Annotated in this window: 23 protein-coding genes and 1 tRNA gene; 15 read left to right on the forward strand and 9 right to left on the reverse strand. The window is 62.7% G+C overall.

Annotated features, from left to right (window positions below):
- Window positions 1-31: 31 nt before the first annotated feature.
- Window positions 32-1,180 (reverse strand): FIST signal transduction protein, encoded by a 1,149-nt coding sequence (locus VBE63_RS10350; RefSeq protein WP_323682948.1) that lies wholly within the window; start codon window positions 1,178-1,180, stop codon window positions 32-34.
- Window positions 1,181-1,473: 293 nt separating this feature from the next.
- On the opposite strand from VBE63_RS10350, the gene VBE63_RS10355 reads away from it, so the two are divergent.
- From VBE63_RS10355 to VBE63_RS10365, 3 genes are all read left to right on the forward strand, one after another.
- A complete protein-coding gene (locus VBE63_RS10355) occupies window positions 1,474-1,650 on the forward strand; it encodes a hypothetical protein (protein WP_323682949.1) in 177 nt (58 codons plus the stop codon).
- Window positions 1,651-1,664: 14 nt separating this feature from the next.
- A complete protein-coding gene (locus VBE63_RS10360) occupies window positions 1,665-2,948 on the forward strand; it encodes an alpha-amylase family glycosyl hydrolase (protein WP_323682950.1) in 1,284 nt (427 codons plus the stop codon).
- A 73-nt stretch (window positions 2,949-3,021) separates the two neighbouring features.
- Window positions 3,022-3,747: an aminodeoxychorismate lyase gene (locus VBE63_RS10365; protein WP_323682951.1), complete on the forward strand. Its 726-nt coding sequence runs from the start codon at window positions 3,022-3,024 to the stop codon at window positions 3,745-3,747.
- Between the two features lie 44 nt (window positions 3,748-3,791).
- Here the strand turns inward: VBE63_RS10365 and VBE63_RS10370 are convergent, their stop codons facing one another.
- A complete protein-coding gene (locus tag VBE63_RS10370) occupies window positions 3,792-4,544 on the reverse strand; it encodes a DUF502 domain-containing protein (protein ID WP_323682952.1) in 753 nt (250 codons plus the stop codon).
- A 90-nt stretch (window positions 4,545-4,634) separates the two neighbouring features.
- Here VBE63_RS10370 and VBE63_RS10375 point away from each other — a divergent pair, with 90 nt between their 5' ends.
- The 5 genes from VBE63_RS10375 (at window position 4,635) to VBE63_RS10390 (ending at window position 7,501) form a co-directional block, all read left to right on the forward strand.
- Entirely contained in the window at window positions 4,635-5,141 is a 507-nt protein-coding gene (locus VBE63_RS10375) for an HIT family protein (RefSeq protein ID WP_323682953.1), read from the forward strand.
- Between the two features lie 160 nt (window positions 5,142-5,301).
- The gene (locus tag VBE63_RS10380) at window positions 5,302-6,405 is read left to right on the forward strand and encodes an endonuclease (protein WP_323682954.1); all 1,104 of its coding nucleotides are present in this window, start codon (window positions 5,302-5,304) and stop codon (window positions 6,403-6,405) included.
- Window positions 6,402-6,542 (forward strand): hypothetical protein, encoded by a 141-nt coding sequence (locus VBE63_RS10385; RefSeq protein WP_323682955.1) that lies wholly within the window; start codon window positions 6,402-6,404, stop codon window positions 6,540-6,542. Before VBE63_RS10380 ends, VBE63_RS10385 begins: the two co-directional genes overlap by 4 nt.
- A gap of 64 nt (window positions 6,543-6,606) precedes the next feature.
- Window positions 6,607-6,723: a hypothetical protein gene (locus VBE63_RS31345; RefSeq protein ID WP_416274533.1), complete on the forward strand. Its 117-nt coding sequence runs from the start codon at window positions 6,607-6,609 to the stop codon at window positions 6,721-6,723.
- 145 nt (window positions 6,724-6,868) lie between these two features.
- Window positions 6,869-7,501, forward strand: a complete 633-nt coding sequence (locus tag VBE63_RS10390) for a hypothetical protein (RefSeq protein ID WP_323682956.1) — start codon at window positions 6,869-6,871, stop codon at window positions 7,499-7,501.
- 102 nt (window positions 7,502-7,603) lie between these two features.
- Here VBE63_RS10390 and VBE63_RS10395 read toward each other — a convergent pair whose 3' ends face one another.
- Window positions 7,604-7,879 (reverse strand): hypothetical protein, encoded by a 276-nt coding sequence (locus tag VBE63_RS10395; protein WP_323682957.1) that lies wholly within the window; start codon window positions 7,877-7,879, stop codon window positions 7,604-7,606.
- On the opposite strand from VBE63_RS10395, the gene VBE63_RS10400 reads away from it, so the two are divergent.
- Both VBE63_RS10400 and VBE63_RS10405 read left to right on the forward strand, forming a co-directional pair.
- Window positions 7,872-8,054, forward strand: coding sequence for an ATP-binding protein (locus tag VBE63_RS10400; RefSeq protein ID WP_323682958.1), 183 nt, complete (start codon window positions 7,872-7,874; stop codon window positions 8,052-8,054). The genes VBE63_RS10395 and VBE63_RS10400 overlap by 8 nt on opposite strands.
- Before the next feature lie 27 nt (window positions 8,055-8,081).
- Entirely contained in the window at window positions 8,082-8,450 is a 369-nt protein-coding gene (locus tag VBE63_RS10405) for a hypothetical protein (protein WP_323682959.1), read from the forward strand.
- Between the two features lie 11 nt (window positions 8,451-8,461).
- On the opposite strand, the gene VBE63_RS10410 is transcribed toward VBE63_RS10405, so the two are convergent.
- The 3 genes from VBE63_RS10410 to VBE63_RS10420 form a co-directional block, all read right to left on the reverse strand.
- Window positions 8,462-8,538, reverse strand: a tRNA-Met gene (locus VBE63_RS10410).
- 100 nt (window positions 8,539-8,638) lie between these two features.
- Window positions 8,639-9,730, reverse strand: coding sequence for a redox-regulated ATPase YchF (gene ychF / locus VBE63_RS10415; RefSeq protein ID WP_323682960.1), 1,092 nt, complete (start codon window positions 9,728-9,730; stop codon window positions 8,639-8,641).
- Window positions 9,731-9,924: 194 nt separating this feature from the next.
- Window positions 9,925-11,445: a mannose-1-phosphate guanylyltransferase/mannose-6-phosphate isomerase gene (locus VBE63_RS10420; RefSeq protein WP_323682961.1), complete on the reverse strand. Its 1,521-nt coding sequence runs from the start codon at window positions 11,443-11,445 to the stop codon at window positions 9,925-9,927.
- A gap of 347 nt (window positions 11,446-11,792) precedes the next feature.
- On the opposite strand from VBE63_RS10420, the gene purD reads away from it, so the two are divergent.
- On the forward strand, window positions 11,793-13,088 hold the full coding sequence (gene purD / locus VBE63_RS10425; protein ID WP_323682962.1) for a phosphoribosylamine--glycine ligase: 1,296 nt from the start codon (window positions 11,793-11,795) through the stop codon (window positions 13,086-13,088).
- Here purD and VBE63_RS10430 read toward each other — a convergent pair.
- Window positions 13,055-14,047 (reverse strand): aminoglycoside phosphotransferase family protein, encoded by a 993-nt coding sequence (locus VBE63_RS10430; RefSeq protein ID WP_323682963.1) that lies wholly within the window; start codon window positions 14,045-14,047, stop codon window positions 13,055-13,057. The two genes, purD and VBE63_RS10430, sit on opposite strands and share 34 nt — an antisense overlap.
- 192 nt (window positions 14,048-14,239) lie before the next feature.
- Here VBE63_RS10430 and lptD point away from each other — a divergent pair, with 192 nt between their 5' ends.
- From lptD to pdxA, 3 genes are read left to right on the forward strand one after another with little or no spacing between them, the layout of a single operon-like run.
- Window positions 14,240-16,684, forward strand: a complete 2,445-nt coding sequence (lptD, locus tag VBE63_RS10435; RefSeq protein ID WP_323682964.1) for an LPS assembly protein LptD — start codon at window positions 14,240-14,242, stop codon at window positions 16,682-16,684.
- Window positions 16,665-18,005 (forward strand): peptidylprolyl isomerase, encoded by a 1,341-nt coding sequence (locus tag VBE63_RS10440; RefSeq protein ID WP_323682965.1) that lies wholly within the window; start codon window positions 16,665-16,667, stop codon window positions 18,003-18,005. The genes lptD and VBE63_RS10440 overlap by 20 nt, the downstream gene beginning before the upstream one ends.
- Window positions 17,998-19,026: a 4-hydroxythreonine-4-phosphate dehydrogenase PdxA gene (pdxA, locus tag VBE63_RS10445; RefSeq protein WP_323682966.1), complete on the forward strand. Its 1,029-nt coding sequence runs from the start codon at window positions 17,998-18,000 to the stop codon at window positions 19,024-19,026. Before VBE63_RS10440 ends, pdxA begins: the two co-directional genes overlap by 8 nt.
- A gap of 19 nt (window positions 19,027-19,045) precedes the next feature.
- On the opposite strand, the gene VBE63_RS10450 is transcribed toward pdxA, so the two are convergent.
- Window positions 19,046-20,008 carry a Gfo/Idh/MocA family oxidoreductase gene (locus VBE63_RS10450; RefSeq protein WP_323682967.1) on the reverse strand — a complete coding sequence of 321 codons (963 nt, stop codon included), beginning with the start codon at window positions 20,006-20,008 and terminating at the stop codon, window positions 19,046-19,048.
- Between the two features lie 15 nt (window positions 20,009-20,023).
- Window positions 20,024-20,191 carry a hypothetical protein gene (locus VBE63_RS10455; protein ID WP_323682968.1) on the reverse strand — a complete coding sequence of 56 codons (168 nt, stop codon included), beginning with the start codon at window positions 20,189-20,191 and terminating at the stop codon, window positions 20,024-20,026.
- A 238-nt stretch (window positions 20,192-20,429) separates the two neighbouring features.
- On the opposite strand from VBE63_RS10455, the gene VBE63_RS10460 reads away from it, so the two are divergent.
- Entirely contained in the window at window positions 20,430-23,699 is a 3,270-nt protein-coding gene (locus VBE63_RS10460; RefSeq protein WP_323682969.1) for an efflux RND transporter permease subunit, read from the forward strand.
- Window positions 23,700-23,855 lie beyond the last annotated feature (156 nt).

Below are 23,855 nucleotides of genomic sequence, written 5' to 3' on the forward strand. Positions count from 1 at the left end.
TCAGCACCTGTGTCTAATCAGCTCTGTCTCATTAAAGGCTTCTCGTCGACAGCACCTCGTCGAACAAGATGCTGAACACCGATGTCTTATTATAGAACTCGAGGAAAGCGTCGCCAGTGTTGGCAATCTCGCCGAGGGTAAAGGCTCCATTCACCGGCTGCTCTTGCCCGACCGCATTCAGTTCATCGACGATGCGCTCACCGAGAAACAGCACACGCGAGATGCAATCGATGAACAGGTAGCTTGCCGCCTCCTCGCCAACCTCCTCAGGATTAGCCAGCTCGCGCGCCTTGGTCGCGGCGGCGATCAGGCTGTCTGGCGTGCCATTGAGCAGCCGCAAAAAGGCCCCCTCGGGCACTTCGCCGACGCACACTAGATGGCTTCCGTCGGCGACCATCAGGGGATCGCGCACCACCATTTCGGTGTCGAGCTTGGTCATGCCGAAGGGATAGGATTTCGCCAGCGTAAAAAACTCCTCCGCATGCATCACCTGGCCGCTATGCGCCTCCACCATGCGCTTGTAGACGTCAAGGGCCGGCTCCCAATCCAGGGTCATGACGACATTACCCTGGGCGCCGGTGACCTTCATTGGCTCGCTAATCGGCTGCCAGCCATGCGTGACACCGAGATGGCTGCGGATCGGCAAGCGCGCCAGGACGGCGACATCGGCCAGCAGCCCGGCATTGGTGAGGATGCAGGGGGTTTGCTGAAAGCTCAGCGACCCCGCGCCACCGCCGATGAAATTGTTCTCCAGGCCGAAGTTGGTGAACAAGCCATCGACCAGCGCGCTGATCCGGCTCGACAGCCCATCGACATAGACGAGCATCGTGGTCACCTCCGGCGGCTCGGGCCAGTGCTCGGTCGCGAGCTCGACCCGCTCGTCGAAATCCGCCTCCGCGTCGCTCAGTCCATGCACGCAGGCGACCTCGGGCACGGCGCCGAACGCGATCAACAAGGTGCCGCGTTCATAGTTCTGGTTTTGGTGGGTCACCTGCGGGAAAATCCCGCCGAACAGGGGTATTTCGCAGGCCTGCAGGATCGGATCGAGCTGTTCCGGCTGCCAACCGTTGGCGTCACAGGCCAGCACCATCAGGCCGCCGATGGCGCCTTCGGCGGTCAGCGCATGGAGCGCGGCGAGCAGACCATCGGGAGTTCCACCGGGATCAAAGTGCACGCGCATAGCTCTTGTCTCTCGTCCTGAACAGGATCAGTGTCTCGCAAAGTGCGTCCAGTCTATCAGCTTACGAAACCTGACTGGACGTTCGCGGCTAGGCTTTTAGCAGCTAGGCCCTAAGCAGCTAAACGCTAACGCCCATGGCGCGGTGTCACCCTGGAAAAGCGAGTTGCCAAAACCGTATCCAACCCGAGCACGCCCGATCGCGCGAACAGGGCCAATAGGATTCAGGCGCTCACATCAGCTCCGCGGGTATACTAAGCGCCAGTTGAAACCAGAAACCGCTATGGCAGCTCCCTATGAAGAGAACTGTTTTCTACGCTCTGACCCTGATGATCCTATCGAGCAGTCTTGGCGCCTGCTCCTGGGCTGGCAAGACGACGGGCAAGGCCATTAACGCCGTCGAGCAAGGCGCCGAGGAATTCGAGCAGGGCTATCAACAAGAACGCCAGCCCAAGAACCAACCCAAGGACTAAGAGCGAAACACTGAATGAAGCTGTACAACCTGTTCCCGCTGCTCGCCGGCCCGTTCGATCACTGGACACCGCACCTAGAGCGCGCGGCGGCGATGGGGTTCGACTGGATCTTCGTCAACCCGATCCAGCAGCTCGGCCGCTCCGGCAGCCTGTACTCGATCGCCGATTATTTCGCCATCAACAAGGCCCTGCTCTCCCCCGACTCCAACCTAGAGCCAGACGCTCAAGTCCAGGCCATGGCCGAGATCGCCGGCGAGCAGGGGCTCTCGCTGATGATCGATCTGGTCATCAATCACTGCGCTGAAGACAGCCCCTTGGTGACCGATCATCCCGACTGGTTCGTCCGCCACCACAATCGCATCGCGCATCCGTTCTGCGTCGAGGCCAACGGCAACAAGGTGGTCTGGCGCGATCTGGCGCAATTCGATCATCAGCGCGCGCTGCAGCAAGCCGATGATCCGGATGGTCTGCTCGCCTACTTCGTGCGCCTGGTCGAGCATCTGATCGGGCTCGGCTTCCGCGGCTTCCGCTGCGATGCGGCCTATCAGCTACCGGCCGCGCTCTGGGAGCAACTGATCACCCAGATTCGCGATCGCCATCCGGATACCCTCTTCGTCGCCGAAACCCTGGGCTGCAGCCCGGAGCAGACCCGCGAGACCGCCGGGGCCGGCTTCGACGCCATCTTCAACAGCGCCAAGTGGTGGGACTTCAACGGCAACTGGCTGCTCGATCAATACGAACTCACGCGCCAGATTGCGCCCTCGATCGGCTTTCCGGAGAGCCATGACACGCCGCGGATGTATGAGGAGTTCCACCAAAACGCGGATGCCCTGCGCCAGCGCTACCTGTTCACCGCCCTGTTCGCGAGCGGCGTGATGATCCCGATGGGCTTTGAATTCGGCTTCCGCCGCCGCCTCGATGTGGTCGAGACGACGGCGGACGATTGGGAGACACCGAACCTGGATCTCACGGATTTCATTCGCCAGGTCAACGCGATCAAGGACGCGGTGCCGGTGCTCGATGGCGAAGGCCGCATCGAGCGGCTCGATCACCCGGACCCGGCAGTCCTGGTGCTGCGCAAGCATGCAGACGATGGCCAAGGCCAGGCCCTGTTGATCATCAACAAAGATCCCTGGGCGCGCCAGCGCTTCTATTGTGATGACCTGCGCCATCTGATCCAGTCGCCGGGTCCGATTCGCGACCTCTCACCAGACTGGCCGATGGCCGAGTTGCCCGCGCCCTTCGAGTTCTGGCTCGGGCCGGGCATGGCAAGGGTACTTGTCTCATCCAACGCCTGACGCAATTCCCGGTCACCGGTCACCCGGTTACCAGGTCATCAACACCCGTTTCGCCAACTTTACGTCCCGCCGCATGCCGAGCAATCGCGTCACCTTCAGCTTCTTCCGTTACCCACTCGGCTACAGCCCCGTCGCGTTCATGGTCATGGGCTTTCGCCGCCTGTTCATCGGCGACGACCTGCCCGCAGGCGATGTTCGCCTGATGGGCTGCGGGGGCGGTGATGGCTTCTCGATCCTGCCTGACCCGCGCACCTACTGCCTGATGAGCGCGCTGCCCGATCCAGCCGATGACCAGCGCTTACGCCAAAGCCGCTTCTATCAGCGCATTGCCAAACCGAGCCAGGCACAGCTCCATATCAGGCTGCGGCCGCTCTCCGGCCACGGCACCTGGGATGGAGGCGAGCCTTTCGAGTACAGCAGCGAGCGCCGGGCGGAAGGTCCCACGGGTCCATTTGCGGTGCTGACCCATGCCCGTGTGCGCCCGCAACGGGTACGGGCCTTTTGGCGCTCCGTGCCTGGGATTCGCCAGCATCTGCGCCAGGCCCCCGGCTGCCTATTTCATATCGGCTTTGGCGAGGGTCCGCTGCGCACCCTGGCCACCTTCAGCATCTGGCAGGATGTCGAGCAGATGCGCGCCTTCGCCTACCAACAGAGCCCACACCATCGAGCCCTGCGCGCAGCCCGTCAGGAAGACTGGCTCACCGAGTCGATCTTCGTCCGTTTCCAGGTGACGGATGTTGCTGGTGACCTCAGCGCTTGGCCGCTTCGCTCAAACCCGATGGACATCCAACGGCCTTGAATCGCGCCCCGCACACCAGGGTTGGCCAGGCCTCTCAGCCTGTCTCATCCTCGCTCGGAGGCTCGTGATTCCTGGTCCCGCGATTCCTGGTCCCGCTTTATCCGTCGGCGAGCACCAATGGGATTGACGGAGCCATGTTTCACTGTGCTACCCGCTTCCTCATTCAGTGCGCCGCCGGTAATCACCGATCGCAGCGCCTGCTCCGCGCCCACGGCAAGCGGTCGCACCTTGCTGCGATCGAGATAAAGGGTATAACCACCGACCTGATAGCTCATCGGCAGGTAAACCGCCACAGTATCTGCCGGCGTCTCAGTGCCAGCCGGAACCTCAGCCTCCTTCTTCGCCAGAGCAAGAGGCAGCTCCGCGTGCTCCTGCATCATGAATCCGACCAACTGGATCGAGGCATCACCAACCGGCAAGGTCACCACCACCGGCCGACCCAAGTCTTGGTCGCCCGTCCGTGCAAAGAACCGGGCGACGTCTTTCAGCCCCTGGAATAGACTCTTGACCAGCGGAATCCGATCCAGCACGCGCTCGGCGAGCTCGAGTAGCCAGCGCACCAAGAACAGGTTGGCGAGCAGCCCCGCCGCCAGTGTCACGATCAGCGCCGCGACCAAACCCATCCCCGGAACATACCAAGACCCTGGCAACAGATGGCGAAGCAGCCCGCCCACAAACAGCTCCACCGATCGGCCGAGCCAGATCAACAGGGCCAGGGTGATGGTCAGTGGCGCGAGCAGGGCAATGCCTTGCAGGAACCAGGTTCGGAGTTGGGAGAGTAATGAGGTCTCTTGCATTGATCGGCTCCAAGCGCAGGCGGGCGGCACGATCGCCTTCCCGAAAGATGAATTGCACAACATTCACAGTCGCAACACCAGGACCCTGCCATGAACAACAGACCAGAAGGCCAGGCTTGCTATTTTTGCAGGGTGGCAGCGGGCGAGGCCGATCCCTTCGTTTACGAGAACAGGTCATTTATTGGGATCTTTGATGCAAATCCCGCCAATCCCGGGCACGCCTTGGTCATCCCCAGGCGGCACGTCTTGTCCATTTTTGATCTCAATGAGCGTGAACAGGCCGACTACTTTGATGCGATTCGAGGCGTCAAAGCCGCCATTGAAACCACCGACCTGAGGGCGCTTTATCAAGAGATGCTGGCTCGGGATGACCTAAAAGATCGGCCAAAAGAGCCTATTCAGACCGTCTTACGGCTGGCGTTCCTAGGCAGCAAGCCTGACGCCTACACGGTTGGCAACAACGATGGCCGGGCAGCGGGCAGAAGCATTGATCATCTACACCTGATTCTCTTGCCTCGTTATCACGGCGATGTCGAGAACCCGAGGGGCGGCATTCGCAACGTTATCCCGAGCAGGGCCGACTATCAACGAAGATAGCCGTCTTTTTCAATCGCCGGTCCCGATCACCTGAACCCCTATGTCTCGCCGTTCCACCGATTCCTCATCCCGCTCCAACAGCAATCCTAACGGTCGCCGCAGCCGATCCCGCCCCGCCAACAGCCCGCGCTCCGCGGCTCAGCAACGCAACTCATCCGCGATGTCGCCCTCGCGCAGCCTGGCTAGGCTGCGCCTCGTCGGCACCAAACTGCGCGACATCGCGATCGGGCTGGCCCTGGTCTCAGCGGTCTCGTTCATCCCAGCGTCGGTCAGCGCTGACTGGCCGCCGAATGCCCAGCGGGCGATCGCCATTGCGCGCGAGGTGCGAACGCTGCTGATCGATGTCGGCAGCAACGTCATCGACACAGGCGCAGACTGGCTAGGCCATGCCGGCGCCGAACTGCTTGAACAAGGCGAGGATGCGCTTGCAGACAGCCTTGAGCATGCCGGCGAGATCGACCTGGGCGCAATGCTTCCGCGCCTCGGCGACCTGCTGCCCGACCCAAGGACGCTTTTCGGCGATCTGCTTGGCGGCCTCATTGATGAGTGGTGGCCGCAGCCAACCCTGCCCGCCGGCGGTGGCGACCTGCCACGCGTGGCTGGCACCTTTTCGGCCGCCAAGAAGCTGCTTTACGACAAGGTCTATCGCCGGCACCGGCTGACCGCCTATTGCGACTGCAGCTACAACGGGCGGCGCCAGGTCAACCTGCGCAGTTGCGGGCTCGAGGGCTTCGCCAGCACGGAGCGCGCGCGGCGGGTGGAAGCCGAGCATGTGTTTCCCGCCGCCCAATTCGGCAACTTCCGCCGCTGCTGGCGCCAGCCCGAGGCCTATCGGGCCTGCCGCGAAGCGAATGGCACCTTGATGTCCGGCAGAGCCTGCTGCCTAAAAGTGGACAAGACCTTCCTCGTCGCGCACAACGACCTGCAGAATCTGATCCCCGCGGTCGGCATGATCAACGGCGACCGACGCGACTACAATTGGGGCATGGTCCCCACTGGCAAGCGCTATGGCGCCTGCGACATCCGCATCGATGCCGGCAGCAGGCGCGCACAGCCGCCGGATGCACTCCGTGGCGATATCGCACGGATCATGTTCTATATGCGCGATACCTATGGATTCCGGCTCTCATGGCAGGATGAGCAGCTCTTCACAGCCTGGAACAATCTCGATCCACCGGATGCCTGGGAGCTCAAGCGACAGCAGCGGATTACGCGGCTACAGGGGATGGAGAATGCATATGTAGTGAGGTACCGGGAGTTATGAGCTATCCGACCAGTGACCAAAACAACCAGCCCCTCGACGACCTCGAAGTTCTGGCCGACAACGCATTCCTCGCCGAGGTTTGCAAGCTCGCCAAGCCGTTTCGCTGGATCGATACCGGTAAGCCGCTCGCGGCTTGATTGGGCATTTGGTATCAGGATTTTCACAGCTAAGCACTAGTCGGCACTCGAGTCAGAAAAGCAGATCGCGGCGCGACTCGCGCTGAGCCCGCATACGGTTAACCGCCATATGCAACGCATCTATAAACACTACGGGGTCCTCAGTCGCTCAAGGTTGCTCGCAAACCTACAGGGGCGGTGACGCGCTACGGATGTGACTGGCGCTGTTATCATGCCGGCCTCGACACAGACAACGCACAGGGGCTCATCGACTCGACGTCTGGATGTTGATGACCTGCCCTCAGTGAGCGTTACCCCTATCATTTCCCGAACATGAGGGTGTCCCAATGGCGCTTGACCAAAAAGCTTTGCAAAAAAAGCGAGCTAAACGAGAAAAGAAACGTCAGCAAACGAAGACGAAGTCTGTCAGAACCTCCTCCGGTGCACTGTCGTTGACTCGCGAATGGGCCGGGGTGGGCCAGGCTCCTATCGCTGACGTGTTCGTCCCGACGACTCTCTTCGAGCAAGGCATTGGCACGGTTTGGTTGTCTCGTCATCTGCCCGATGGTCGGTATGCGATCGCAGGAATCCTCGTGGATGTCTTTTGTCTTGGCGTCAAAAACGCCTTGTACAAGATCGTCGAAGCAGCTGAGTATCCAGAAATTCTGGCTCGCATCCATTCGAACTCCGCGGAATCCATGGAACCTCAGCATCCGAGTTGCGCACGCAAAATCGTCGAAGGGGCACTGTCCTATGCCAAGGATCTCGGTTTCGAGCCGCATGCGGACTACCGGATCGCACGCTTGATCTTCGGTGACATCGAGGCGAATGCATGCCCGGTGAGTTATACCTTTGGCCAGAACGGCAAGCCGTTCTACATCAATGGCCCCAACGATACTCCAGCGATTCAGCGACAGATCCTAAAACAGCTCGAACGCCGCTGCGGACCTGGAGCTTACGACTACATGATGATGATGTAGAACCCGAGCATGTTGCGCTGAAGCAGGAAGGATCGCGTCACCGCTACATGAGTCAGGGATTCAGCGCATCCTCAAGACAGCGCTATTACCATGATCCCTAACTCACGAAAACGCCACTGCGGAGGCAACAGGCAAGATGGAGATGACAGGCAAGATCACGCAGGTACTGCCGGAGAAGAGCGGTACCTCGGCGCGCGGCCCTTGGCGCAAACAGGAATGGTTGAGTCGGTAGTGGAAGCTCCAGGTCTTGTAAGGTCCCCACTGCACCAGGGGATGCAGATTCCACTCACCATCGAGTGCGATCTCGGTGCGGGTATCGAAGCGGCTCTCGGGGCGGGCACCAAAGGCGATCGCCGAGGTCTTCGTGTCGATGGCCAACACCGAGGGAGGGCTGGTGGTGTTCGGTGTCGACGACCGGGGCGAGATCATCGGCATCGACCCCGCCATGCGCGACAAGCTGGAGCAGTTCCTGGTCCAGTGCGCGTTCGATCATGGCGTGCCGCCCATCGCGCCGGCGTTAGACTGGGTCATGCTGCCGGGTTCCGACGGGTGATCCGGCTGTGTCTCAAGTCCGGCGGCTGTGCTCTGGACCGACCATGAGCACCAGTGGCAGCGCCTGGCCGAGCGCCTGCGCGAGCTGCTCCCAGAGCTATTGACCCTCGGCGAGCATGTGCCTGCCGAGCGCACCGGCCCGACGATCTGGATCAAGTGTATGCTCGCGCGCACCCTCGATGAGGCGGCCTGGCCCGCCACAACGGCGCCGAACCTCTATCTGCCGAGGATCTCTCGTCTGGACCTGCGCGCCATCGAGACCTGCCCGCGCGCGCTGCAGCCTTGTCCTGCTAGCGTCGCCGCGCTGGTCGCCTTTTGGTGGGCCGGGCTACTCAACGACGATCAGCGCATCCAACCCACCTGGCACAAAAAAGCCGCATTGACGCGGCTGATTTGATTCTGCTTTTCTGGTGGCTACGGCTAGATTCGAACTAGCGACATCAGCATTATGAGTGCTGCGCTCTAACCAACTGAGCTACGTAGCCAGAAAGATGGCGGATTTTAGCGTGACGCTGAGGCATGGTCAAGCAGCGTTGGGCCCGCAAGACTAGCGCGGGCGGCTGGTGGGGCCAGCCATGCTGCACGCTAGACATTGAAGCGGAAGTGCACCACATCGCCGTCTTTGACAATGTATTCCTTGCCCTCGCTGCGCAGCTTGCCGGCTTCCTTAGCGCCTTGCTCGCCCTTGCAGGCGACGAAATCATCGTAGGCGATGACCTCGGCGCGGATGAAGCCGCGCTCGAAGTCGCTGTGGATCACGCCTGCGGCCTGTGGCGCGGTGGCGCCGGCTGGGATGGTCCAAGCGCGTGCCTCCTTGGGACCGGCGGTGAAGTAGGTCTCAAGCCCCAACAACCGATAACCAGCGCGGACCACGCGGTTGAGGCCCGGCTCGTCTAATCCGAGGTCGACCATGAACTCAACCCGCTCGGCCTCTTCAAGCTCAACGATGTCGGCCTCAATAGCCGCGCAGACGGGCACGACCACGGCGCCTTCTTCCGCCGCATGCGCGCGGATACGTTCGAGCAGCGGGTTGTCATCGAAGCCATCTTCGGCGACGTTGGCGATGTACATGGTGGGCTTTGACGTCAGTAGGAACAACTCGCGCAGTTCAGCGCGCTCGTCGCTGCTGAGCTCGAGCGCGCGCACCGGGCGCCCTTGGTCAAGCTGGGCTGAAACCCGCTCCAAGACGGCTTTGCGCGCCAATTGGCTCTTGTCGCCGGTCTTGGATTGTTTGATCGCCTTATCCAACGCCTTGCTGACCGTCTCCATATCCGCCAGCGCGAGCTCGGTATCGATCACCTCGATATCGCCAAGCGGGTCGACGCGACCGGCGACATGCACCACATCCTCACTCTCAAAGCAGCGCACCACATGCGCAATCGCATCGGTCTCGCGGATATTGGCGAGAAACTTGTTGCCAAGCCCCTCGCCCTTGGAGGCCCCAGCCACCAGCCCGGCGATATCGACGAACTGCATGGTGGTGGGGATGACGTTTGCCGGTTTGACGATACCGGCGATGACGTCGAGCCGCTCATCCGGCAGCGCGACCACGCCGACATTCGGATCGATGGTACAGAAGGGATAGTTCTCCGCCGCAATGCCGGATTTGGTGAGCGCGTTGAAGAGGGTCGACTTGCCGACGTTGGGCAGCCCGACGATGCCGCATTTGAAGCCCATGCTGGTGCCCCGCAGACAAAAGTTGGCGATAGTAGCCGAAGCCAGCCGGCGCGGCCAGTGGCGACACGGCTACTCAAGCCTCAGCAAGCGCGTTGCCCGTCGGCACAGTGCTGGCCATGATGCTCAAGCGGTCGCTAGCAAAGGGCCGGGCGGAAAGCCCTGAGGCATGGAAAAAGCAGATGCGCATCACCCGCTCAGCAACCGCTGTCACCGCCGCGATCGTAGAGATCGTCGAAGCGGACGATGTCGTCCTCGCCCAGATAGCTGCCAGATTGCACCTCGATGATCTCGAGCGGAATGGTGCCAGGATTCTCCAGCCGATGGGTGGCACCCACCGGAATATAGGTCGATTGGTTTTCGGTCAGTAGGAAAGTTTTGTCATCGTTGGTCACCTTCGCCGTGCCGGAGACCACGACCCAGTGCTCGGCGCGATGATGATGCATCTGCTTCGAGAGCGCTTCACCGGGCTTCACCGTCAAGCGCTTGACCTGGTAGCGATCGCCCATGGTGATCGACTCGAACGCGCCCCAGGGGCGGTGCACGCGCTGATGGTGGCGGTGCTCATTGCGCTGTGACTCGCTCAAGAACTTGGTCACCGCCTTCACGTCCTGCGCACGCTCGCGATCAGCGACCAAGACCGCATCCGGGGTCTCGACCACGATCAGGTTATCGACCCCAACTGCAGCGAGCAGTCGGCTCTGCGCAATCAGCAGATTGTTGTGCGACTGATGCACGAAGGCATCGCCATCGAGCACGTTGCCCTCGCCATCCTGCTCGCGCACCTCCCAGAGTGCCGACCAGGCGCCGACGTCGGACCAACCGGCAGCGAGCGGCAGGACGATGGCCGGATGCTCGGGCGCGGCATCGGCCTGCGAGAGCCGCTCCATCACCGCGTAATCGATCGAATCGCTCGGGCAGGCCTTGAACGCCGCGGTCTCCAGCCGACGGAACTCGCCGTCAGCCCGGCCCGCTGCCATCGCCAATTCACAGGCCTCGGCGATCTCGGGCCGAAAGCGCCGGATCAGATTCAGCCAGACCGAGGCGCGGAGCATGAAGATGCCGCTGTTCCAGAGGTATTCGCCGCTCGCCAGATAGCGCTCAGCGGTCTCGCGATCTGGCTTTTCGACGAAGGCGTGCAGCCGATAGGCGGTGCCGTTCAGCTCAGCGTCAGCGTGCTTCTCGCCCTGCTGGATGTAGCCGTAGCCGGTCTCGGGCTTGGCCGGCACGATGCCGAAGGTGATCACCGCGCCCTGCTCGGCCAGCAGGGCGCCATCGGCGACCGCGCGGCGGAAGGCTTCGCCGTCGGCAATGGCATGGTCGGCAGGGGCGACGAGCAAGATCGGGTCATCTTCGCTGGCCGCGCCAACCGCACCCGCTGCGCCAACCACAGCCGCCGCGAGCGCGGCCAGCGTCAGCGCCGGTGCGGTATTACGCCCGAACGGCTCGAGCAGGATCGCCGCCGGGGAGCGCCCAAGCAACCGAAATTGCTCGGCCACCAGGAACCGATGCGCCTCGTTGCAGACGATGATCGGGTCGCGCAGCAGGAGCCCCAGACGCGGATGTTCATCAACCAGCCCGTCGAGCCGCAACGCCGTGTCCTGCAGCATGCTGTTGCTGCCGGTGAGGGGCAGGAACTGCTTCGGATAGGCCTCGCGCGAGAGTGGCCAGAGTCGGGTGCCGGAGCCTCCGGATAGGATCACGGGCTGCAGATGCATGGCGTTTCCCCTAGAGCATTCGGTGAGAACATTACGGTGAGAGTATTCAGTGAGAGCATTCAGGTTGCCCGTCCGCGTCATATCAGCGCCAAGTCGGCACAGGCCCTAACGCGAATCATCAGTGGGAACCGCGGCAGTATATACCGACCTCCCCCAGCGGCTCGCGGCAACCTTGGGTCGATCATCAGCCGCTGCCGTCTCAGGCTGGCATCGGTATCATGCGGGCTTTGAACCGTCCGGCGCGGAAGGACAGCCCCCGCTGCAGTCGCACTGCCATCCTCAAGAAGGCGGAAGTCATCCTCATACAGTCATCCTCATACAGTCACCCTCATTCGGTAGAACAGCACATGAATATCCTCATCATCGGCTCCGGTGGCCGCGAGCATGCCCTGGCCTGGAAGGCCGCTCAATCGCCGCAGGCCGACCGGGTCTTTGTCGCCCCCGGCAATGGCGGCACCGCCACTGAGCCGGGGGTCGAGAATGTCGACCTGGACCCGACCGACGCCGCAGGACTCATCGCATTCGCCAACGATCATCAGGTCGAGCTCTGCATCATCGGCCCAGAAGCGCCGCTGGTCGCTGGCGTCAGCGATGCGCTCGTCACGGCCGGCCTGCCTTGCTGCGGCCCCTCGCAACAAGCCGCGCAGCTCGAGGGCTCGAAGGACTTCGCCAAAGCCTTCATGCACCGCCACGGCATCCCAACCGCGGCGTATCAAACCTTCTCCGATCGGGATCAGGCCATGGCCTATCTGGACCAGGTTGGCGCGCCGGTGGTAGTCAAGGCCGATGGCCTGGCCGCCGGCAAGGGCGTAGTGGTTGCCGAGGACCTTGACGAGGCGCGCGCGGCCGTGGAGGCAATGCTCGGCCAAGGGCGCTTCGGCAGCGCCGGGCATCGGGTGGTGATCGAGGAGAAGCTGCTCGGCGAAGAGGTCAGCTTCATCGTCCTGGTCAGCGGCGAGCAGGTGCTGCCACTGGCGACCTCGCAGGACCACAAGGCCCGTGATGAGGGCGATCACGGCCCGAACACCGGCGGTATGGGCGCCTATTCGCCAGCCCCCATCGTCACCGCCGAGCTAGAGCAACGCATCCAGCGTGAGGTGATCGGTCCTACCGTCGCCGGTCTGCGCGCCGAAGGCATGCCTTACATTGGCTTCCTCTACGCCGGGCTGATGATCGACGCCGATGGCGCACCGCGCGTGCTCGAGTACAACTGCCGACTCGGCGACCCCGAGACCCAGCCGATCTTGATGCGCCTAGACAGCGATCTCGTCGAGCTTTGCCTAGCCGCCGCCGATGGCCAGCTCGCCGGGGTGCGGGCAAGCTGGACCCAGGAGGCAGCGCTAGGTGTGGTGATGGCCGCGGGCGGCTATCCCGGCGACTCTGCGAAGGGACATCGGATCGAGGGTCTAGATCAGCCGGACGATGGCAGCGCAACCACAAAAGTCTTCCATGCCGGCACCCAGCGCGACGGCGAGCGTATCCTGACCAATGGCGGCCGCGTGCTCTGCGTCACTGCGCTCGGTGCAAATGTCGGCGAGGCTGCCGACAACGCTTACCGACGCGCCGACCAGATTCAGTTTGAGGGCGCCTTTTATCGACGCGATATTGGTCACCGGGCGATTAAACGTGGCACAACGCGCTGATCGATGAGCGTTACCAGGGGCTGCAGCTCCGGGTAGAGCGCCCCGAGCTCCTGCAGATAGCCCAGCGTGCGCGGCAGATCGGACAGATAGCCGCGCTTGCCATCACGAACCGCTAGGCGCGCGAAGATGCCGGCTGCCTTGAGATGACGCTGGGCACCCATAAGGTCGAACCAGCGCAAAAGCCGAGGCTGATCCGCAGCCTTCAGGAGCCCGGCGGCCTCGGCGCGCTCGGCGTAACGCGAGACCCAACCCAGCACCCGCTCGCGTGGCCAGCCGATGTAGCAATCCTTCAGCAATGAGGCCAAGTCGTAGGTGATGGGGCCGGCGACCGCATCCTGCAGGTCAAGCACCCCGGGATTGGCCTTGTCGGTCAACATCAGGTTGCGACTATGGAAATCGCGATGGACCGCGACCCGGGGTTGTTCGAGTGCGTTCTCGATCAAACGAGCACATAGTCGCTCCAGGGCTTGCACCTCAGCATCGCCCAGGTGAATCCCTAAGAGCTCGGTGAGCAGCCACTGGCTGAACAGGTCCAGCTCGCGGCGCAGAAAGGGCTCATCGTAGACCGGCAGCCCCTGGCTCGAGAGGCCAAGCTGCAGCTTGATCAGAGCGGCGATCGCATCCGCATACAGCGAGTCAGCCCGCGCTGGAGTCAGCTCGCTCAAATAGGTTCGCCCGCCAAGGTCGGTCACGACCATGAACCCCTGCGCGTGATCCTCCGCCAACACCTCGGGCGCGTTCAGGCCCGCATGGCGAAACGCCCTGGCCAGTCGCGCAAACCGGGCGCTATCCTCATGCTCAGGCGGGGCATCAACGGCGATCAGAGTCCGCCCCTGGTAGTCAAAACGCCAGTAGTGGCGAAAGCTCGCATCGGCTGAGGCTGGCACAAGCCTTCCGACGCCATTCGGCAACACCCTGGCCAGCCATTGCTGCAATAAGACCTCTCGTTCGCGCGACACTACGCCCCCTGATCGCCAACTGTGCTAAGTCCTAACGGGGGACGGGCCGCAATGGCCCAAGAGCACCCCAAGTTTGCCGCGCTGCGGCGGATGTGCGACCTTACACTGATTTTGCCGCGCCCGGCACGCGCCTTTCTGCAACCAGCTATCGAACGCATGACTGCTCCGGACCGCCGACGACTTCTCGCGGGAATGACTGCGCTTGCACTCTCAACGCTCAGTGTTCCGCTGGCTTGGGCTCAGTCGCGGCTCCAAGCGCTGAGCGAAGCGCCATCAGCTCACCCCATCCCACCGCCCGCCTCGCAGCTCCGCGGCGCTGTGCTCGAGCAGCCGACAACAACGGCTTCGGAGCACCAAGCTGAGACTCGCGAGACGTCGTCAGCGTTCGATCAGCCAAAGGCTTCAGACAAGCTGCCAAATCCAGGCGCTGAACCGGCGAGCCGGGTAGACCCTGAGGCGCTGCTGCACGATGGCCTAGACTGGGACTTCTGTGGTCCCCGCCCCGCTCGACTCGGCTCGGCGCCGATGACAGCTCCACTCGCCCCGGATACCCCGATCGAGATCGATACCGGCGCCCTCGCCTATCAACGGGACAGCGGCATCCTCACGCTCAGCGGCGGGGTCGACCTGCGTCGGGCAGGAGAACGCCTGATGGCCGATCGCCTGACCTATGACCGCAACAGCGGCAATATCGAGACCCAAGGTGCGACCCTGCTGGAGCGGCCTGGGCTGAGGATGATCGGTGACCAGGCCCGACTCAATCTAGAGACCTCTCAGGGCCAGATGCAGCATGTCAGCTATCGGTTTTCCCAAAGCGCGAATCTGCGCGGTACGGCGGATCTCGCCGAACTACTGAATTCTGACCAGACGCGTTACAGCGGGTTGGTCTACTCGACCTGCCCACCGGGCAGCAACGCCTGGTCGATCAAGGCATCAACGCTCAAGCTGGACCAAGACGAGGGCATCGGCGTTGCCCGAGATGCCCGGCTCCGGATCAAAGGCGTGCCTGTGGTCTATACGCCCTACCTGCGCTTCCCGATTGATGGTCGGCGCCGCAGCGGTTTCCTGACCCCAACCGTCGGCACCTCGGACGCAAGCGGGCTCGAGCTGGTGGCGCCCTACTACTGGAACATCGCTCCGAACCTGGATATGACCCTCTCGCCGCATTTCCTCAGTGAACGTGGTCTGCTGATGGGGACCGAGCTGCGCTACCTGACGCGTCACGACAGCGGCCGGATCGAGGCCGAATTCATCCCCGACGACGCAAAGTACGCCGGAAACGGCGCGCGCTGGGCGCTGAATCTGGAGGAAAACGGCACTTGGCTGGGTCGTTTCAGCACACTGCTCGAATTCAGCGCGGTCTCTGACGACAGTTATCTCGAAGATTTCGGTAACGGGCTGGATATCACCAGTACCCGCCAACTGTTGCAACGTGGCACGGTGAGCTATTTTAGCGATGGCTGGTCACTGCAGACAGCCCTTCAGGGCTACCAGACGGTTGACCCTGAGATCACCCCTGAGCAACGACCCTATGGCCGACTGCCGCAAGTGATCTTTAACCTCAGCCCGGTCGAGGTGGGTGCCGGCCTCATCGCCAGCGTCAACGCCGAGTACGATTACTTCGATCACAACCACATTGTCTATGGTCAACGCCTGGCGATGCAGCCCAGCCTGAGCCTGCCGCTTCGGCGCAGCTATGGACACCTGATCCCAAGGCTCTCACTCAACCTCAGCGGCTACGACCTGTCCAACGCGGCGCTGGGCCAGCCGACCTCGCCGAGTCATTCGATACCCACGGTCGAGGTTGATGGCAAACTGGTCTTCGAGCGCGACGCCGATTGGTTTGGCACCGATGCGCTCCAGACCCTAGAACCGCGGCTCTACTACCTCTATACCCCTTATGAAGATCAGTCGGCGACTCCGGTCTTCGATAGCGCTGATTTGACGTTCACCTTCTCCAACCTGTTCAGAAGCAATCGCTTCACTGGGCGCGACCGGATCGGCGACGCCAATCAGGTCACGACCGCACTGAGCTCGCGCTTCCTGAATGCGGGCACCGGGGAGGAGATGCTGCGCTTGAGCGTTGGGCGCATCCTCTACTTTGCCGATCGGCGCGTGCAGGTCGTCGGACCGACGGAGGTCGCAGACGAGTCGCCGATCACCGGCGAGGTCGCAGCACAGCTCTTCGATCGCTGGCGCGGGCGCGCAAGCTTGGAGTGGGACCCAGCAGAAGAGACCGATCAATGGGGCCGCCGCACCCTGCAGTTGCAATACCGGGAGCCAAATGCCGAGCGCTTGGTGAACCTGGCTTATCGCTTTGATCGCGGCACCAGCATCGACAATCGTTTTGAGACCACGGATCTCTCCTTCCGAATGCCCGTCTCAAACGCGGTCAACGTCGTCGGCCGCTGGCTCTATTCGCTCGAGACCGAGGAAACCAATGACGCCTTCGCCGGTATCGAGTTTGGCCAGTGTTGTTGGAAGATACGCCTGCTCGGGCGTCACTCCAAGAACCGCACCGACAGCCCAGCAAACACCTCGGTGATGCTACAAGTGGAGCTCGCAGGCCTAGGCGCCTTTGGCAGCTCCGTCGACAGTTTCTTGCAACGAGAAGTCTATGGCTATCCAGTCGATTAAGGGCCGACGGCGCTCCATTCTGCCGTCACTGGTCGTGCTCCTGAGCCTCTCTATGGCAAGCAGCGGGGTCGGTCATTGGGCCCAGGCCCAGATACAACCGCTCGATCAGATCGTGGCCGTGGTGAATGACGATGTGATCGTGCAGAGCGAGCTGGACACCCAGATCGCGCTGCTCATCCCGGAGCTGCAATCACGCGGCGCGCCCGTGCCCGACACCGCCACCCTCGAAGAGCAGGTGCTCGAGCAGTTGATCCTAGAACGGCTGCAAATACAGCGTGCGCAAGCCTTGGGTATCGAGGTCGACGAGGCCACCCTAACCGAGGCGCTGACCAACATCGCATCCCGCAATGGCATGGGTCTGATGGAATTGCGCGACGCTCTCGAGGCCAACAACCTGTCGTTCGCTGCGTTTCGCGAAGACACCCGCCGCCAAATCATCACCTCGCGGCTGCAACAAGAGGAGGTGGTAAAAGAGGTCCGAGTCAGTGATCAGGAGGTCGATCGCTTTGTCGAGACCGAACGCGACAGCTTGATCACGCGCAGTGAGGTGCGGCTCAACCACATCCTGATCGCCTTGCCCGAGGAGGCGAGTCAGCATCAGGTCGAGCAGGCCCGCAATCAGGCCCAATCTATCGCAAGACGCATCCGGCAGGGCGAAGACTTCGCCACGCTCGCACGCGCACAGTCGGATGGCGCTCGCGCCCAGGATGGCGGCGACCTCGGCTGGTTCCCGGTCGGAGAGGTGCCCAGCCTGGCCGCGCAGCCAGCGCAAACCCTGGCTCGCGGCGAGGTCACGGACCCTATCCGCAGCCCGAGCGGTTTTCACATCATCGGGATCAGCGATATCAAAGGAGAGACCCCCAAACCAATCAGGCAAACCCAGGCGCGACACATCCTGATCCGCACCAGTGAGGTCGTGTCAGACCAAGACGCTCAGCGGCGGCTCGAGCAGTTGCGCCAGCGTATCCTCGGCGGCGACGACTTCGCGACCTTGGCACGTTCACATTCCGACGACACCGGCTCGGCCCTGAATGGTGGCGACCTCGGCTGGGTCAGCCCCGGCGATACTGTGCCAGCCTTCGAGCGTGAGATGGACGCACTCGGCCCCAGCGAGATCAGCCAGCCGTTCGAGAGCCCGTTCGGCTGGCATATCGTCCAGGTCACCGAGCGTCGCGACCAAGATACGGCCGATGAGCTACTCAGGCTGCGTGCCAAAGAAGCCCTCCGCTTACGCAAGGCGGAAGAGACGCGAGCGCTCTGGCTGCAGCGGCTGCGTGACGAGGCCTATGTGGAGGTTCGCCTGGATGAGCTCGATGACTGAGACTCCCCGGCTGGCGCTGACCCCGGGCGAGCCGGCCGGGATTGGCCCTGACCTCTGTATCGCAGCTGCACAACAAGAGCACAAGGAGGAGCTCGTCGCGGTCTGCGATCCAGCGCTCCTGGCCGAACGGGCAGAGCGGCTCAGACTCCCACTCGCTCTGGAGCCCTTCGACCCGGAGCGCCCGCCAGCACCCTCGGCATCAGGCAGGCTTCTCTTCGACGCCACAGCTAGGCTTGCGAGCCCAGCACAAGCAGGCCAGCTGAGCCCGACAAACGCTGCCTATGTGCTCGACACATTAAGCGCTGCCTGCGACGGCTGTCTCAGCGGACGCTGGGACGCCATGGTGACCGGCCCCGTGCACAAGGGCATCATCAACGACGCCGGCCTAGCCTTCAGCGGACACACCGAATTCCTTGCCGAGCGCTGCCAGCAAGACAAGGAGCCCATCCCCACCCCGGTCATGCTGCTCGCAGCCCCCGGGCTGCGGGTGGCCTTGGCGACGACCCATCTGCCGCTCGCAGCGGTGCCAGCGGCCATCACTGAGCCGCGGCTTGAACGCATCATCCGGATCATGGTCGACGGCCTGCGCGGGCGCTTCGGCATCGCCAAACCACGCATCCTGATCTGTGGACTGAACCCGCACGCCGGCGAGGGCGGGCACCTCGGACAGGAGGAGCAAGAGGTGATCATGCCGGTGATCGCGCGGCTGCTGGCGGAGGGCATGGATCTGCAGGGACCCTTACCAGCTGATACGCTGTTTGTACCGCACCGGCTTCAGCAGGCCGACGCCGTGCTAGCGATGTATCACGATCAGGGTTTGCCAGTACTCAAGCATCTCGGTTTCGGACAAGCGGTCAATGTGACCCTCGGCTTGCCGATCATTCGGACCTCGGTCGACCATGGCACGGCACTCGACATTGCCGGAACTGGCCGTGCGCATCTCGGCAGCCTGAGCGCAGCTATCGCACTTGCAGCAGCGATGGTGCAGGCGCACCACCGCAAGACGACCCCGAGCAAGTGATGATCCCGACAGGCGCCTTTCAACCGCTGATTGCGCGTTGCTGATCGGCGATGCTGGCCTGCACCTGCAACGCGACTTCAAGCGCTCGCAGCCCGGTACGGCCATCGACGAGTGGCCGCGCTCGATGCTTCACGCAGTGGATGAAGGCCTCGAGCTCACGATCGAGCGGTTGAACTGGTTCGACCATCACCCGAGCGCGCTGGATCTCGGGGCGCTGACCGGCTTCGCGTTGCTCCGGCACCGCGCTGTCTAGGGTTTGGCCGATGAAATCGAGGGACAGATAGCCTTGCGACTGGAACACGCGGATACGCCGGGTCTTCTTATCCGAGACGCGGCTGGCGACAGCGTTAGCGACGGTTCCATTGCTGAACTCGAGGCGTGCGCTGGCGATATCGACACGCGGGGTCAGCACCGGGGTCCCAACGGCCCGAACGTCGACGAGCTCGGCATCGACCAAGGCCAGGATGATGTCGAGATCATGGATCATCAGATCAGCGACGACATCGACATCGGTCGCGCGCTCGACGAAACCACCCATCCGCTGCGCCTCGATGTAGCGCGGTCGATCAATGCGCGCGGCCAATGCCATCACCCCGGCATTGAAGCGTTCCAGATGCCCGACCTGCAAGACCGCCGCCTGCTGCTCGGCCAGGCGCACAATCTCCGCGCCCTCGCGGGCATCGACCGCGAGCGGCTTTTCAAGGAGCACATGAACGCCTTGCTCGAGATAGGCACAGGCAACGGCATGATGGGCGCTGGTCGGCACCGCGATACTGACGGCGTCGACCCGTCCGATCAGCGCTAGCGGATCATCCCAAGCCGCGCAGCCGGCTTCCGCAGCGACCGTTGCGGCGCGCTCAGCATTGGTATCACAGACTCCGACCAGTTCGACCTGGGCGAGGCGAGCATAGATGAGCGCATGGAAGCGCCCGAGGTAGCCAACGCCGACGACCCCAACCCTCAGCGGATGTGGTTGGCTCACGCCCGCGGTCCCCGATTAGCCATCGATGATGGGCGGTACGAGTGTGCGCTCGGCCATCGGCTGGATCTGGCCAAGATGATACAGATTGATCTGGTAGCCAAGCGTTAGGGTCATGCCAACCGCCAACGCGATCACAAGAACCTTGAAGAGATCGGGTTGTCGGCCGCGGCGCTTCAGTGACATGTGCTCGATAGACTCGGTCTGGCGTTGAAACGATGGTGCCCATCGGACGGTCTTTGCCAAGGGCAAGCGCTGAACCGTCTGAACCCGACGGTTTCTATATTATCCACGACCCACCCCCTCATGTCTGCGGATTGGATCACATTGGTTGCATGCCCGCCCAGAGAGGGCCGACTGAACCCTTGGCCAGCACCAGCGCCGCAGCTCAACCGCAGATCGCTTGCTGCTTTCGGAATCATCAATGAATTCAGGACTTTCGACCTGGTCTGTCCAACATCCCATCGGCGTGGTGATGATGACACTCGCGGTGATGGTGCTCGGCGGTTTCGCGCTCGAACAACTCAACGTTGATCTGTTGCCAGAGATCACCTACCCAGATGTCCGGGTTCGCGTGCTTGACGCTGGCGTACCGGCAACGGTCATGGAAGACGAGGTTACCCGCCAATTGGAGGAGCAGCTCGCCATTACCGAGGGCGCGATCGCGATTCAATCGCGCACCAGCGAAGGCCGGTCCGCCATCGACCTCTCGTTTCGCTACGGTGACGATGTGGATCAGGCCTTGCGCGATGCCAGCGCTCGACTTGACCGCGCCAAGCGTTTTCTACCGGACAGCATCGAGCCGCCGATCATCTTTAAGCGCGATCCGTTCCAATTACCCGTCGCTGAATACGTGATCAGCTCAGCGCTGCGCGATCCCATCGAGCTGCGCGACCTGGTCGACTATGACCTTGGACGCCAACTGCTGACCCTGCCTGGCGTCGCCGCAGCCGAGGTTGGCGGCGGACCCGAGCGCGAGGTCCGCATCAGCGTCGATCAATGTCGGCTCGCGGGTCTCGGGCTCGATGTGCTCGATCTGCAAGCCCGGCTGCAAGCCGCCAATCGTGATCTTCCCGCTGGACGTCTACTGATGCGCGATGGCGAGATCAGCGCGCGCACTGCAGGGCGCTTCGACTCGGTCGAGCAGATCGCCGCGCTGCCGTTGGGTGATGCCGCTAGCCGCGGCGCCGAGCAGCTGCGACTCGGTGAGGTAGCGCAGGTGCTCGACAGCGGCGCTGAGGAGCGATTGCGCATCCGACTCAACGGCTCACCCGGGATCAAGCTCTCGATTCAGAAACAACCGCTCAGCAACACGGTTGCCGTGGTCGAGGCTGTTGATGCGGAGCTCGCTCGACGCGTGGAAGAGGGCCTGGTGCCTGATGATCTTCAAATCGCCAAGGTGGATGACCAGGCCCGCTACATCCGCCAGTCGCTGAGCAACGCCATCCAGGCCGCCGTCGGCGGCGCCCTGCTGGCGATGCTGGTGGTCTACCTGTTCCTGGGCAGCCTACGCCGAACCCTGATCATCGGCAGCGCCATCCCGATCGCGATCCTGGTCACCTTCATCCTGATGGCCGCCTTCGGGCTCACCTTCAATATCATGACCCTCGGCGGTCTTGCGCTCGGCATTGGCATGCTGGTCGATAGCACCATCGTGATGCTCGAGAATATCCATCGTCACCAGCGTCGCGGCGAGCCGCCGCGCATAGCCGCCAGTCATGCCGCGCACGAGGTCACTGGCGCAATCATCGCTTCCACCTCCACCAACCTGGCCGCCGTGCTGCCGTTCCTGTTCATCGGCGGTCTCATCGGACTCCTGTTCCGCGAGCTCATCTTCACCATCTCAGCCGCAATCGTCGCATCTTTGGTAGTCGCGCTCACGCTGGTTCCAGCGCTCGCACGGCAGATACCGAGCGGGCCAGAGACTGGGCCCGAGGGCGCCCCCCTGGGGCCACTCCGGCGCGCCATCGACGGTAGTCTGCAGGCATTGGAAAACGGCTATCGCTGGCTGCTGCAGCGCTTGCTACCGCGGCCCTGGCTGGTCTTGCCTCCATTCGTCGCCGCCCTGCTATTGACAGTGCCGAGCTTGATCTCAACCGCCCCCGCCTTCCTGCCAGAACTGGACGAAGGCGATATACGCATCAGCCTCAGCGCGGATAGCGGGGTTAACCTGGAGCAGATGGACGCATTGACCCGCCAGATCGAGGCTATCGTCGAGGCCCAACCCGAGACCCGCTCGATCTTCACCACCGTCGGCGGCTTTGTCTTCGGCCGATCGAGCTTCGAAAACAGCCACCGCGCCAGTCTTCAGGTCCAACTCGCCCCGCTTGCCGAGCGCAACATCCGCACCGGTGACTGGATCGAACGCGTGAAAGAAGAGATCAAGGCTGCAGCGATCCCAGGACTTCGGGTCTATCTCTTTACCCGCGGCATTCGCGGCATCCGCTTCAATCGCGGCGATGATGATCTCAGCTTGCGGTTGAAAGGTCCCGAGCTCGACACCTTGATCGCGCTCGCAGACCAGATTGTCGAGCGGCTCAATGGCATCGATGGCCTGCGTAATTTGCAGCATTCCAATCAGGAGCCGACACACGAGCTCTCGATCGAGATCGACCGGCAGCGCGCTGCAAGCCATGGGCTGGACGTGCAAGACATCGGCCACGTCCTGCGCCTTGCGCTTGAGGGCCAGGTCATCACCGAGCTGATCGAGGGCGACCGCAGCATCGATGTGCGCCTGCGCCTGGATCGCGAGGCGATCGCAGCCCCAGGAGATCTCGAGTCGATCATCCTCTTCGGGCGCGAGCCTGGCAGACGCGAGCGCCTAGAAGGTGATGTCAGGCTAGATGCCGGCCGGCGACCGATCCGACTCGGCGACCTCGCTCAGGTCAACCTCCTGCCGCAGCCGGAGACGATTCTGCGCGATCGCCAGCAGCGTATCGTCGAGATCAGCGCATCGGTCGGCGGCGACCTGACGCTAGGCACCGCGATCGAGCAGGCGCTGGCGGCGGCCTCCGAGGTGCCGCTACCGCCCGGTTACAGTTTCTACGAAGCCGGCAGCCTGGAGACCCTACAGCAGGGCCAGGACATTGGCCGACGCCTGCTCGGGCTGGCCCTGTTTCTCGTGCTGGTGGTGATGGCTGTGCAGTACGAATCCCTCCGCAATCCCTTGATCATCATGCTCTCGGTGCCCTTCGCGCTGATCGGCGTGGCACTCGGGCTGAGTTGGACAGACACCGGCCTATCGATGCCGGTCTGGCTGGGAATGATCATGCTCGCCGGCATCGTTGTGAATAACGCGATCGTGCTGGTCGAGTTCATCGAGCTGCGTCGGCGCGCGGGCGACCCACGCGACGCAGGCATCATCGAGGCGGCACGACTGCGATTAAGGCCAATCCTGATGACGACCCTCACCACGGTCTTCGGCATGTTGCCCCTCGCGCTCGGTATCGGCGAGGGCTCGGAGATGCTGAGTCCGCTCGCAGTCACGATTGTCGCTGGACTCAGCTTCTCGACCCTAGTCTCGCTGCTGCTGGCGCCGAGCATCTACCGACTGCTGGCGGCCCGCGACACGCATCCTGATCGCACCCAGGATCGCACCGAGCCCCATACCGAAACCTGCCCAACAGAGCTATCACCCAAGGATGTCTCGCCGATGGCATCGGCGGCGATCAGCGGGCGATCTGGTCAGGTTTAGGCCCAAGTTTAGGCCGATTGACAACCTGAGCCCGGTCAGATCAACGCGAACGAGTTGCAGAAGCTGGCCGATTTGGCGCAGTCTTAGACCACTCCATCTGCGAGGCAGGCGTCAACCACCGAACCATGGTCCGAGAGCACTGACTCGCACCCAGGA

It is taken from the genome of Lamprobacter sp. (assembly GCF_034860625.1).
Taxonomy (GTDB): domain Bacteria; phylum Pseudomonadota; class Gammaproteobacteria; order Chromatiales; family Chromatiaceae; genus Lamprobacter.

What these genes read in the sequence shown, in the direction of transcription:
- VBE63_RS10350 (WP_323682948.1), bottom strand. Translation starts at nt 1,180, where the DNA reads ATGCGCGTGCACTTTGATCCCGGTGGAACTCCCGATGGTCTGCTCGCC.
- VBE63_RS10355 (WP_323682949.1), top strand. Translation starts at nt 1,474, where the DNA reads ATGAAGAGAACTGTTTTCTACGCTCTGACCCTGATGATCCTATCGAGC.
- VBE63_RS10360 (WP_323682950.1), top strand. Translation starts at nt 1,665, where the DNA reads ATGAAGCTGTACAACCTGTTCCCGCTGCTCGCCGGCCCGTTCGATCAC.
- VBE63_RS10365 (WP_323682951.1), top strand. Translation starts at nt 3,022, where the DNA reads ATGCCGAGCAATCGCGTCACCTTCAGCTTCTTCCGTTACCCACTCGGC.
- VBE63_RS10370 (WP_323682952.1), bottom strand. Translation starts at nt 4,544, where the DNA reads ATGCAAGAGACCTCATTACTCTCCCAACTCCGAACCTGGTTCCTGCAA.
- VBE63_RS10375 (WP_323682953.1), top strand. Translation starts at nt 4,635, where the DNA reads ATGAACAACAGACCAGAAGGCCAGGCTTGCTATTTTTGCAGGGTGGCA.
- VBE63_RS10380 (WP_323682954.1), top strand. Translation starts at nt 5,302, where the DNA reads ATGTCGCCCTCGCGCAGCCTGGCTAGGCTGCGCCTCGTCGGCACCAAA.
- VBE63_RS10385 (WP_323682955.1), top strand. Translation starts at nt 6,402, where the DNA reads ATGAGCTATCCGACCAGTGACCAAAACAACCAGCCCCTCGACGACCTC.
- VBE63_RS10390 (WP_323682956.1), top strand. Translation starts at nt 6,869, where the DNA reads ATGGCGCTTGACCAAAAAGCTTTGCAAAAAAAGCGAGCTAAACGAGAA.
- VBE63_RS10400 (WP_323682958.1), top strand. Translation starts at nt 7,872, where the DNA reads ATGGCCAACACCGAGGGAGGGCTGGTGGTGTTCGGTGTCGACGACCGG.
- ychF (WP_323682960.1), bottom strand. Translation starts at nt 9,730, where the DNA reads ATGGGCTTCAAATGCGGCATCGTCGGGCTGCCCAACGTCGGCAAGTCG.
- VBE63_RS10420 (WP_323682961.1), bottom strand. Translation starts at nt 11,445, where the DNA reads ATGCATCTGCAGCCCGTGATCCTATCCGGAGGCTCCGGCACCCGACTC.
- purD (WP_323682962.1), top strand. Translation starts at nt 11,793, where the DNA reads ATGAATATCCTCATCATCGGCTCCGGTGGCCGCGAGCATGCCCTGGCC.
- lptD (WP_323682964.1), top strand. Translation starts at nt 14,240, where the DNA reads ATGACTGCGCTTGCACTCTCAACGCTCAGTGTTCCGCTGGCTTGGGCT.
- VBE63_RS10440 (WP_323682965.1), top strand. Translation starts at nt 16,665, where the DNA reads ATGGCTATCCAGTCGATTAAGGGCCGACGGCGCTCCATTCTGCCGTCA.
- pdxA (WP_323682966.1), top strand. Translation starts at nt 17,998, where the DNA reads ATGACTGAGACTCCCCGGCTGGCGCTGACCCCGGGCGAGCCGGCCGGG.
- VBE63_RS10455 (WP_323682968.1), bottom strand. Translation starts at nt 20,191, where the DNA reads ATGTCACTGAAGCGCCGCGGCCGACAACCCGATCTCTTCAAGGTTCTT.
- VBE63_RS10460 (WP_323682969.1), top strand. Translation starts at nt 20,430, where the DNA reads ATGAATTCAGGACTTTCGACCTGGTCTGTCCAACATCCCATCGGCGTG.